This window comes from Leptothoe sp. ISB3NOV94-8A (assembly GCF_043421595.1).
In the GTDB taxonomy this organism is placed as follows: domain Bacteria; phylum Cyanobacteriota; class Cyanobacteriia; order Phormidesmidales; family Phormidesmidaceae; genus Leptothoe; species Leptothoe turfae.
This window is the reverse complement of the sequence record NZ_JAXSQW010000003.1, coordinates 147421-159719: the sequence shown is the minus strand read 5'-3', so window position 1 is coordinate 159719 and position 12299 is coordinate 147421. Positions and strand designations below refer to the sequence as shown.

The window sequence follows — 12299 nt, the reverse complement described above, 5'->3', positions numbered from 1 at the left end:
CAGGCAACATTTCTCAGTCTGGAAGACTTACTGCCAGCGGTCTGCGTCAAAAAGGCCAGCAGTTTCTCGGCGTATCCCTTAAGACAGCTCATATTCCTGGCGGATAAAACCATCACCTGGGGATGATCCGCAGGTGGTTCCGGGCCAGCGGTCGCTGGTTGCCCATGGCCATAGGCTTCTAAGACTACGTGGGCATTGGCCCCCCCAATGCCGAAGCTGCTCACACCTGCCCGACGGGGCAGTTCCTGCCCATGGGCATCGCGCGGTGCTGGCCAGTTCTGGGTTTTATCGGCCAAATAAAAGGGCGTTTTCTGAAGGCCCAGATAGGGATTGGGCTCTTTCAAGTGGGGGTTACCCGGAATCTTTTGATATCGCAGCATTTGGATCACCTTAATCACCCCGGCCATCCCCGCCGCCGCCTCTAAATGGCCAATATTGGCCTTGACCGACCCTAATCCGCAATGGGGTTCACCGACGTTAATGCCCTGTCGTTGATACAACTCGGCAAAGGCCGCTTTTAATCCGTCGATCTCAACGGCATCGCCCATGGCCGTCCCGGTGCCATGGGCTTCAATGTATCCCACGGTGCTTGGATCAATCCCCGCCCGGGTGTAGGCATCGACGAGCAACGCCTGTTGAGCCACCGGATTGGGGGCTGTGGGAGAGGCAGCTTTGCCGCCATGGTTTTCGGCACTGCTGCGAATTAAACAATAAATATGGTCACCGTCTGCCAAGGCCTGATCGAGGGGCTTTAGCCATAGCGCGGCCACCCCTTCACCCCGTCCATAGCCATCGGCGCTTTTATCAAAGGTCTTGCAGCGACCGTCCTCACTAAGCACACCAGCGCGACTGGCGGCGATGGTGATATTTGGGGTCAAGATCAGATTGACGCCGCCCACTAAGGCGGACTCACAATGGCCCATCCGCATGGCCCCAATGGCGCGATGAATAGCAATTAAAGAGGACGAACAGGCGGTATCGATGGGCTCACTGGGACCGTGTAAATCCAACGCATAGGAGATGCGATTAGCAACTACAAAATGGGAAACGAGTAAAGGGCCGTCCAGTTCCTGATCAGAGGCCGCATGTTGGAGCCAGGCGTCCTTATAGTCAGAGGTGGAGACCCCCATAAAAACACCGACCGGACGACCGGAAAACTCACTGGCCCGATAGCCAGCATCTTCGACAGCGGACCAAACGGTTTCCATCAGCAGGCGCAGCTGCGGGTCCATGCCGATCGCCTCCCTGGGGGAAATACCAAAAAAGGCCGGATCAAATTGGTCCACATCCTCCATAAAACCGGCGCATTTGACTTTGGTTTTGCCTCGCTGTTCCAGTGGATCGCCGTAGTATTTCTGCCAGTCCCAGCGCTCCACTGGCACGTCTGAAATCAGGTCGTGGTTGGCTTCTAGATGACGCCACAGCTCATCCACGTCTTTGGCACCAGGGAAACGGCCACTGATGCCAATGATGGCAATGGGGTCCGGTTGACCTGGTGATGGTGGCTGAGCCATGGCGATAGTCGTCTCTTGGGACACATTCTCGATGTCCGGAGTAGGGGAATTCATGGGAGGTTCTGCCATAGGCCCATGGGTTCTGCCATGGGTTCTCCCATTTGCTCTATTAATGGGGGCAGCGACGGTCTCTTTTGGCGCACTGCGAAAACGACTGGTGGATTCAGGCGGCTTTGCCAAAACCTTGGCTGGCATATCTGGTGTTGGTTGTGGGACCAGCTGCGCCGCTAGGGTCTCCGGATAACGTTCCAGCAGGTGTTTGGCCAGGGATCTCAGGGAAGATTTTTCGAAAAATAATGTGGGCATCAGGTCGAGCTGAAAGCGGCGATTGAGCCGATTTGCAAACTCAGTGAAGGCCAGGGAATCGAAACCATATTGGGGAAGTTCCACATCCGGTTCAATTCTGTCTAAGGGCACCTTTTGCTGATCCGCCACCATGGCAGTCAGGGCCTGGAGCGTTTGTTCAAAGGAAACAGTATCGGTGCCTGCCGCAGACTCTTCACTCACAGTGTTGTCCGTTGAGGTAAACAACTTTGCTCGGATGGCTGCCCCCTCACCATGGAGGACCAGCAGATGGTCGCGATCGCTTTGCAAACAACGCTCAAATACTGTTATTCCCCTGGCCGTATCCATGGGGGTGAGACCAGAGTTTTGTTGCAGCAGGGTGTTATGTTCTGCATCGAGCTGCATACCGCCGTCACGCCAGAGGGGCCAGCCAATGGATACGGTGCGACCGCAACGGTGCCCTGCCCGGACCCGAAGATTACGTTCCCTGGCAAACAGGTCCATGAACCCATTGGCCGCAGCATAATCGGCCTGCCCTGGGTTGCCAAAGGTGCCGGTGAGTGACGAGAACAGCACCATGAAATCTAAGGGGATATCCCGGGTGACTTCATCCAAGGCCAGGGTGCCAGCAATCTTGGGCTGCATTACCCGCACTGCTTCCTGGGTGGATTTCTTCAGTAAATGGGCGTCCTCAATTACCCCTGCACAATGGACAATGCCATTTAAGACTGACTCAGTTTCCAGGATCGAAGCCAGGCTTTTTTCGACGTCGGCACGATCCGCCACATTGCATTGCAGATAGCGCACAGTAGCCCCTGCATGGGTTAGGGAATCCAAGACCTGGCGCTTATGCTGAGACAAGGGCGACCGCCCGCTCAAGACGACACGGGCCTGACGAGTCACCGCCAGATGTCGGGCCAGTTGCAGGCCGACACCGCCAAGACCCCCGGTAATCCAAATCACATCACCGGGCGAAATTTCATACGCTGGTGCCAATGTAGCAGGCACAATTTCGGCCAGCGAGGCCACAAACCGAGTTGCTTCAGCGTCATAGAATGTCTCAACATCGCCAAACGGATGACTGAGTTCGGTGGCCAAGATCCTTATCCAGCGGTCATCCAATGGGCATTGCACAGCAGCGGGCAAGTGGCAAATCCGGACATCCACGTCCCCCTGTTCCAGCCGCACTGTCCTAAATAGCCCAGCTAGGGCAGCGTGCATGGGGGAGAAAGCACCGTCTGGCACCGCCAACATAACCGGCTGAATCCTGTCCGAGGCCTGTCCGAGGGCGGCCTGGATCAGCTGCAGGACCTCCAGAACACTGGATTGTGCTGCCTCTGCCGGGTCGCTAATGGATGAGAGCTGGATGAAACGCGCCCCAGGCCATTGGGCCTGTAGAGAAGATTGCCAATGGGCGGTATCCCCGTTGAGCAGAAACACTGGGGCCACCGATGGCCGCTGAGGCTCAGGGCCGTCGCTGGCGGCCATCGCCTGGGGCCTCCAGTCCAGTACCCCATAAAGAATGTCTGCTGGGATATCTGCTGGAATATCTATTGGGGCTGCGTTACTTGGCTGAGTCGCTGGGATGGCACAGTACCCCTGCATCGAAACCACCACCTGGCCCTGGCCATTGGCGATCGCAATGTCATACTTCATGGCCCGATCGCTGGGCCCATTAGCATCATCTTCCACAACCTGGGTCACATGGGCGAATGCCTGCTCAGGCAGGTCCCCATGGATCCATAAGGCATCCACACTGAAGGGCACTGGCGGCCCACCCGGACGACGAATCAGGGACAACAGATTGGCCGCTTGTACCGCCCCATTCATCATGCTGGGATGGAGACGGTAGTCCTGAAAATCATCCCGCACGCAGGCTGGCAGTTCCAGGGTTGCCAGCGCTTCTACCTGATTGTGGCGGAAATCTACCAGGCTGCGAAAACTCGGACCCAGGTCTGTGGCTAGCCTGCGATCGCACTCTGATGGCACAAGCCTCTCACCGCACCGTTCCCGAATTTCATCAAGGGGAATGTGGGGAATGGGGCCAGCAAATTCTTCGGTGGCGATCTTGCCCTGGGCATGCACCCGATCGTCGGCGCTTACCCGATAAAGAACAGTGCCATCCTGGTGTTCTAGCGAGGTACAAACATCACGAGGGCTACCGTCCAGACGAATTAGATCGCTCCAGACTATCTGCTTTAATCCGGTCACTGGACCCATCAACGTGCCAGCCACCTGGGCCCATTCTAAGGAAACCACCCCAGGCAACAGTCCACCATGATCTTTCAGGAAAAACTCTTTCCCCGTTAATCTGCGCACGTAACGATCTCCAACTGCCCTGGCAAATGCCCGGACAGAGAACCCCTCAATGCGTACCGCCACATGGCCATCCCCATCGCACACATCAATATCCAGTTTGATCACGCCGCTGTTGGTCATATTCTCCGGAGAGCGACGTGTCCAAACCCAGGACGGGACGGGACAGACCGCAAAAACGCTGAGGCGCTCTATGGCAAAGGGTACCAACGGCGGCGACGAGCCATGGCTCCCTTGCCCATGGACAAAAGACTGCAAGCCGAGCATGGACTGGAAGGCGGTATCCATCAAACTTGGATGCAGCACAAAGGCATCAGCTCCGACGGTCGCCACCTCGGGCAGGTCAATGCGCCCAAAGGTTTCTTCATCACCGATCAGCAGTTCCTGCAAGCCCTGGTAGAAGGGACCATAGTTCAAACCACTGGAAGCAAACGTTTGGTAACACTGCTGGGCTGAGAGTTGTCCCCCCTGCATGCGTTGTTTGATGGCTGGAATGTCCAAGGGCGACGGCGGCAATGTGGCTAGCATAGATACCCGTCCCGTGGCGTGAATCACGGGCATCGCCCCGTCGGTGCGGCACTCAAAGTTAATGCCGTCATCTTGTTCTGTAAGAGCCAGCTCCACCTCCAGCCCCCCTGTCGGTATCACCAAAGGCCTTAGCCATACAACGTTTTGCAGTTGATAGCCGGATTGATAGCCAGATTGAGGGTCTCGGTGAGCGACTGACTGCTCGAACGCGGAACGGGCCATTTCTAAAATGCCAACCCCAGGCAAGACTGTTTGGCCATGGACCACATGGTCGGCCAGAAATGGCTCCTGCCCCGTGAACATAGACCTGAACTGTTGCTGAGAAAAATTAGAGGTGTTGCGATGCACCAGGGGATGCAGTTGATGAACCGCTGGCCTGATTGCTGGCCTGACCACTGGCCTGTCAGCTAGCCTGACCGGGGACGTACTACCGTCACTGACCCAGTAGTGATTGCGCTCAAACGGATAGGTGGGCAGATGCAGGCGTGGCGGCAGGGGCATCCCCCACAAAAGAGCACCGTCCAGCTGGTATCCCTGACAGTAATAATCAGCCAATGCCCGCAAGGCGTCGCCATAGTCTTCGATCGTGCGATCGCGACATTGGCCCATTAAGTCTTCCGCATGCTTCCGGATCACCGTCTGCCCTTTGAAATCCGGCGGCACCAGCCCCTGAAACACCTGGGGATGAGGTTCCTCATTCAGGGCGGCGGTCCAGGCAGCGACGGCGTCATCATAATCCGCCACCACCACCGCCAATCGGTAACGAAAATGATGGCGTCCCTCCCATAGGGTGCAACTGATCCTGTCCAGACCGGCCTCGGCAGTCGCCTCCATCTGCAATACCTGGATCAGGCTACGCACCCTAGCTTTGAGTGCGACGGATGTTTTGGCCGATAAAACTAATAAATGGTAAGGGGATACCTGTGATGGGGAATAGGTTGTCTCACAGTACTCTGCAAAGACCATATGGGCATTGGTGCCGCTCATGCCAAAAGCACTCACCCCACCCAGGCGTTCTCTAGTGTGATGGCGCGGCCAGGGTCGGGCAGTCTTGTTGACGAAAAAAGGGCTTTCATCCCAATGGATATAGTCATTTTCAGTGTGGCAATGCAGACTGGCAGGAATCAGGTCGTTTTGAAATGCCTTGACCAGGCTGACGGCACTGAGCAAACCGGAGGCAGCAAAGGTATGGCCAAAATTACTTTTCGTTGAGGTTAAGGCGCAATGACCATGGTTCTCGCTGGTGCCCTTAAACGCATCGTAAAGCGCGTTGATTTCCACCGGATCACCCAGCTTGGTGCCAGTGCCATGGGTGACGATGTAGTCCACATCCCCAGGGCGGATGTGGGCCTTTGAGTAAACGTCCCTTAGCAGCTCGGTCTGGGCAACGCCACTGGGGGCCGTAATACCATTGGTTTTGCCGTCATAATTTACACCGCTAGCCCGAATCGTCCCATAGATCGGATCCCCGTCAGCTTCAGCCTTGGCCAACGGTTTCAACACCATCGCCACCACCGCCTCACCGGGGGTCATGCCATTGGCCCGCCGGTCGAAAACAAAACACTTGCCATCGTCTGACAACATGCCCGACTGGCCCATGGCCACCAGACCGGCGGGGGTAAGCAGCAGGTTCACCCCCGCCACCAACGCCATGTCACACTCCCCACCGCGCAGACTCACACAGGCCTGATGGGCCGCAACCAATCCTGACGAACAGGCGGTGTTGATGGCCATGGCTGGCCCCCGTAGGTCCAGAAAATAGGCTAACCGCGAGGCCAGGATACCGTTATGGTTGGCGGTGATTTGCCCGTCTCCAGCCAAAAACACATAGTCACCCTCCTCTGCCCCGACAAACAGCCCCACCTTGTGATTTTGCAGATGTCGTGGGCCACAGCCAGCATCCTCCAGGGCATTCCAGGCCTCTTGCAGTAGCAAACGCTGGCGGGGGTCCATGGCTGCCGCCTCGCGGGGCGAAATTTCAAAAAACAAGGGATCAAATTCGGCAACGCCAGGAATAAAGCCGCCCCATTTACCATTGGTCTTGCGGCTGTCCGCCTGGGGGTCACCGTAATACTGACGCCAGTCAAACCGCTCTGTCGGCACTTCCTCAATCGCATCCCTGCCGGTGGCTAGGATTTCCCACAGGGTGTCTATATTCCGGGCCTGGGGAAATCGACCGCTCATGCCGATAATGGCAATCGGTTCCCCAGGGTATCGATCCGGTGGCTGGGGCACTGATGTCTGGACGACGGCTGCTGTGGTCAGGCGGTGAACAGGGGTCTGGGGTTTCACCTCGGTCTGTGGTGCCTGGGCATAAAACCCATGAACCGCCTGATGATGTTCGTCCATAAAATACTGACAGAGCTTGTTTAGGGTGGAATGCCCAAAAAACAACGCAGGTGTGATTTCGATGTCAAAATGCCTGGTCAGGGCCTCGGCGAATTCGGCCAGACTGATGGAATCAAACCCGAGATCTGCAAAATTTGCAGTTGCCTTGAGGCGGTCTCGTTTGATTTTCAAGAGGGCTCCCACCAACTCGCGCAGATCCCACAGCACACAATCCTCAACGCTGAATCCCTTCATTTCAGGCTTACGCCCCCGACCAAGAGCGGGCTCTGCGGGACGCTCCGAGGCTGTATCAGATGCCGTGCCCGCTAGGTTTAAAAACCGCCATACCCGGTGACGCTTGCCCACCAGCACTAGATGCTGCGGGCCAGGCTGGGCCAGCAACTGTTCAAATAGGTCAAACCCCTCTTGGGTTTCGAGCGCCCGCTGACCGCTAGTTTTCAGATAAAAGTCCATCTGTTCACGGTTGCCTGCCCCCATGCCTCCTTGGGCCCAAACCGGCCAGTTGATCGCTACGGTCTTGCCCTGGCGCTGCCCCTGGGCCACCAGCTGATGGCGATGCCGGGCAAAGGCCATCTGAAATCGATTGCCCATGGCATAGTTGCCAGCACCAAAGTCCCCCAGGATGGCGGCACTGGAGCTGAAATACACCATGAAATCCAGGGGCTCATGCTGGAGCACCTGATCGAGCACCCGGGTGCCATTGATTTTTGGTGCGGTCACGCGCTGAAAATCAGTCATCTCCATGTCCAGAATGGTGTGGGTCGATTCCACCCCTGCCGCATGGATGACGCCATCAATGGTGCCGAAGCGTTCTTTAGCTTGGGCCACGGCTAACGTCATGGCGTTAGCATCGCTCACGTCTGCTTGCAAATACATGACGCCGCCGCCCTGTTTGATCAAGGCATACAGTTGCGATCGCTTCTCCGGTGTCAGCTCCGAACGCCCGGTCAACACGAGATTTGCCTGGTGTTTGTGGGCCAGATGTGTGGCCAACTGCAAACCTAAGCCGCCGCCGCCGCCGGTAATTAGATAGGTGCCCCCTGGTTTCAAGGGCAGCGCAGTCTCCACAGGAGGCACCGTGTGCTCTGGCAAATTTACAGGCTGTAGGCGCGCCGCCAGGCGCTGCTCTCCTTCATATAGAACACTCTCAGCTACGGTGGCGTGCCATTCATCATGTAGCGCCTGGGCACATTGCTCAACCGCAAGGGATGGCTCGGCAATGCGCATGCCGACAACCACGACCAGGGTTTTTGGCAAAATCATTCCCAGGGACTTTTCGCACCCCACCCAAGCGTCTGCATAGCAACGCTGCAGGTCGCTATGGAATGGACACATAATTAGCACGCGAGCGGGGTTGAGCGCAGCTTTTGCCAGGGCCTGGATCAGCGGGACGATGTGGGCGGGATTATAAAGCCCGGCGGGGTTACCGATGGTGCGCAGATCGAACAGAGCATCGGGGGATCCAAACTCCTCACGGATTTGCTTGAATGACTTTTCCAGGGCACCTGCGCCATTATCCTGAATCAGCTGCCAATGGCTATCGGTTGCTAAGGATTGCAAAACATCCGCCACCGCCCGTTGTTCGGGAGCATCGCCCAGCACACATACTGCTGTCTTGGGTTTCTTGGGTTTAGAAACCGTTTCCCGAACCAGCGCTGCAGGCTGCCATGTCTCCTCGAAGAGCAGGATTTCATGGGGTGCCTCCTCGGCGACATTTGACGCACTGGGTTTAGCGGGCGCTGGAGTAGGCAGAGCGGCCAGGGTGGAGTCTGGCGCGGTTACATCCAGCCAAAAATGCTCTTTCTCAAACGGATAGGTGGGCAAATGAACACGCCTGGGATTTTCCTGGCCGTAAAGTCTGTGCCAATCAACCGCCACCCCGCCAACCCACATTTTTAACAGTTTCGAATACTGGCCCGCTTCCAGACAATGGCGCACCCATTGGCCGATGTCGTCATCATCCACTAACGCACCCAGCACAGCGTCTGACTCTGATGCTTCGCCGTAAAAAATCTGCGCTTTGTCCATGGTGCCGTTCAAAAAGGCGGTTAGTTGCGATCTTAGTTCGGCTTGCGATCGCGCCAGAAAACCCAGCCTCACGGCCATCGCCTGGCGGCCCACTTGCAGTGTGTATGCCAGGTCCTGTAAGCGTCCAACCGGATAGTGCAGCAACCTTTCTGCCGCTTGCCTGAGCTGGTCTTCCCCCTGGGCGGACAACACGATCATCAGCGGTTGTTGCTCGTCGTCAGCGGACTGAACCAACGGCTCACCACTGTCGCCTAACACCACATGGGCATTGGTACCGGTATGGCCGAAGGAACTAACGGCAGCAAAACGGTGCTCAGCGTCCCAAGCCTGCAAAGCCGTGTTTACATAAAACGGACCATGGTCAAGATCGATGTCCGGATTGACTGCTTCGAAATTCAAGGACGGCGGAATCGCCCGATGATGCAAGGCGAGGGTGGCCGTGATCAAATTGACAATGCCCGAGGCGGCCTGGGTATGGCCAATATTCGTCTTGGGGGAAGTGAGGGCGCAGTAAGGCGGATGCTCTCCATTGGCTCCAAAGGCATCCAATAGGGCATGGTATTCAATGGGATCCCCCAGAGTCGTGCCAGTGCCATGGGTAACGACGTAGGCAATCTGCTCCGGGCGGACACCACTCTGACGCTGTACCCGTTCATACAGTTCGCGCTGACGTTCGCCACTGGGGGCGGTCAAGCCATTGGTACGGCCATCATAATTAATGCCACTGCCTTTAATCACCGCATAAATAGAGTCGCCATCCCGCCTGGCCTGGGATAGGCGCTTGAGCACCACCAACCCGAGGCCCTCGCCGATCACCATGCCATTGGCCCGGTGGTCAAAGGCGTAGCAGGTTCCATCCGGTGACAGCATGTTGCCCATTTGGGACAGAGCGGCGTGGGTGCGCTCCGGCTGGCAGATAATATTGCATCCTCCCACCAACGCACAGTCACTCTCTCCATCGAGAATGCTTTTACAGGCATAATGAACAGCCACCAGGGAAGAGGAACAGGCCGTACTGATGGCCAATAATGGCCCCTTAGTATCGAGGAAATAGCCAATGCGTGCCGGTGCCGTACCGCCATGGATGGCCGTGATCTGGGATGCCGTCGATACCGGATAATCCGATTCTTCGATACCGATGAAAATACCATGATTCTTGCCTTTCCAGTCCTCCGGGTTGTAGCCAGCATCCTCAATGGCGGACCAGGCCGCCTCCAACAGCAGGCGGTGTCGCGGGTCCATGGCCTCGCATTCCCGAGGAGCGATGTTGAAAAAGAGCGGGTCAAAGGTATCGATGGACGGCAAGAACCCCCCCCGGATATCTGGGCCATCCGTCGCACCGTTAGCTCGGGCCACGGGCAACTGTGTAATGGCGCATTGGCCCTCCTTCAGCAACTGCCAGAAGTCTGCATGATCCTCAGCCCCGGCAACGCGCAAATGCATGCCAATAACTGCGATATCATCATCGGCCTGCCCGTCCGTGGCGGCCTTGTCCTTGGGGCCAGGCAACGTCTTAGCAGGGCGAGATTTTACGCTCACCCCTTCGTTGGACGCACGCCTCAATGTGGCGACATGGGTGGCTAAGCGATCGGGTGTTGAGTAGCTGAACAGATCGGATTTGCGAATGGAAACATCAAACGTGGTTTCCAACTTGGAGACCAATGAGCCGATGGAGAGTGAATCGACACCGAGTTCGGCAAACGGTAAATTAATAGTGGAGGCTTTATTCTTTTGCCCCAAAGCCTCCAGCATTACGGCCAATACTTTTTCTTTCAGGTCGCCTGGGGCGATGTCCGTCAACAACGGCTTCGCGATCGCAGGGAACCAATGACGTTTAAGTTCAAAGGGTCTTCCCTTAAAATTTTGTTGACGATCCGCCGTTGTTTGCCATGCACCTTGATAGTCTTCTAAAAGTACATGGGCATTGTTACCACCAGATCCGTAGGAATGTAAGGCTGCCAACCTTGGCTCTGAGGACTGTTCCCACAATTCGGTTTCCCGAGTAAAGCGACATGGCATCGCCTCCTTGTCGCAGAACTCGTTGGCTTGCTCGAAGCCTGGGATTTTATGAATCTTATTGGTCTGAAAGCTCCGAATAATCTTTAACAACGCCCCCAGGGAGGACGCGGCATGCATATGGCCCACCAGAGGCTTGAGCGTACTCACCCGGCAAAATCCAGGCTCGTACGCCAGCCCTTTTTCATCACACAGCTGCGTCAATGCCCGATTAATGGCGTTCCATTCCGCGATATCCGCCACTGGCAGCCCCATACCTTGGGCCTCCACATAGGCAACTCTCCTCGGATCGATGTCCGCCTCTCGGTAACACGCCTTAATTAACTCCGTATGGGCTTCAATGTTGGGGGCAGCCATGGAAAAACCACCCTGGCCGTTGAAATTGACCGAAGCGTTTTTGATCACCGCATACACAGAGCGACCCGCCGCTTCAGCATCTGACAATCGTTCAATCAAGATTGTCCCCACACCTTCGGCCCGGAGAAACCCGTCTGCACCATGGCCAAAAGACTTGACCGATGAACCAGCAGTCAACTGACCGGCCTCGGATAAGATCCTAAATGGATCAGGCAACAGAATGAGATTCGCCGCTCCCACAATGGCCCGCTCAATCAGCCCTAGCCTAACGGCGGTAAACGCCCGATGCAGTGCCACCGCGAACCCAGCACAGGTGGCGTTGACCATCTCACTGGGACCGGCAAAATCAAAATGATAGGAGATCCGGTTGGCCATCATGCTGTCGGCCTGGCTCAACCCCATGGTCGGAACAAAACCATGCTGGGCCATTAACTGCGCGTATTCGTTGGATTCACAGCCAACAAACACACCTGTAGCACTTTTCTTGAGAGATTCAGTGTTTATACTGGCATCTTCCAAGGTGCGCCACGTGGACATCAACAACAACCGTTGCCGAGGATCCATCTCGTCAGCTTCAATGGGCAGGATCCCAAATAATTCAGCATCGAAAGAAACAATATCTGGGATAAATCCACCCTGTTGCCGCCGCATAAACCCCAGCTGATCACCCCCTTGATGAATCATCAGGTCCAAACGGTGATCAGAAATAGCCGTAATCAGAGGCTGATCATGATCAATATGATTGAAGAATGAAGCCACATTCATACAGCCAGGAAAATAGCCAGAGACCCCCGTTACAACAACAGCGTCATCAGTAGCCGTGACAGAAGCTGGCGGCTGAGTAGCCGCTTTCCTGGCCTTTATCCATGTCCGGATCCATTCCAATCTTTCTGTTTCAGCCTGCAT

Annotated in this window: 1 protein-coding gene (running past one end of the window); it reads right to left on the bottom strand. The window is 56.1% G+C overall.

Going from position 1 to position 12299, the window contains the following annotated elements; translation table 11 throughout:
- On the bottom strand, positions 1–12299 hold the 5' portion of the coding sequence (locus SPB21_RS32915; RefSeq protein ID WP_499869263.1) for an SDR family NAD(P)-dependent oxidoreductase. It extends 901 nt beyond the left edge of the window; 12299 of the gene's 13200 nt are visible here — the first part of the coding sequence; the start codon lies at positions 12297–12299; its stop codon lies beyond the left edge, outside the window.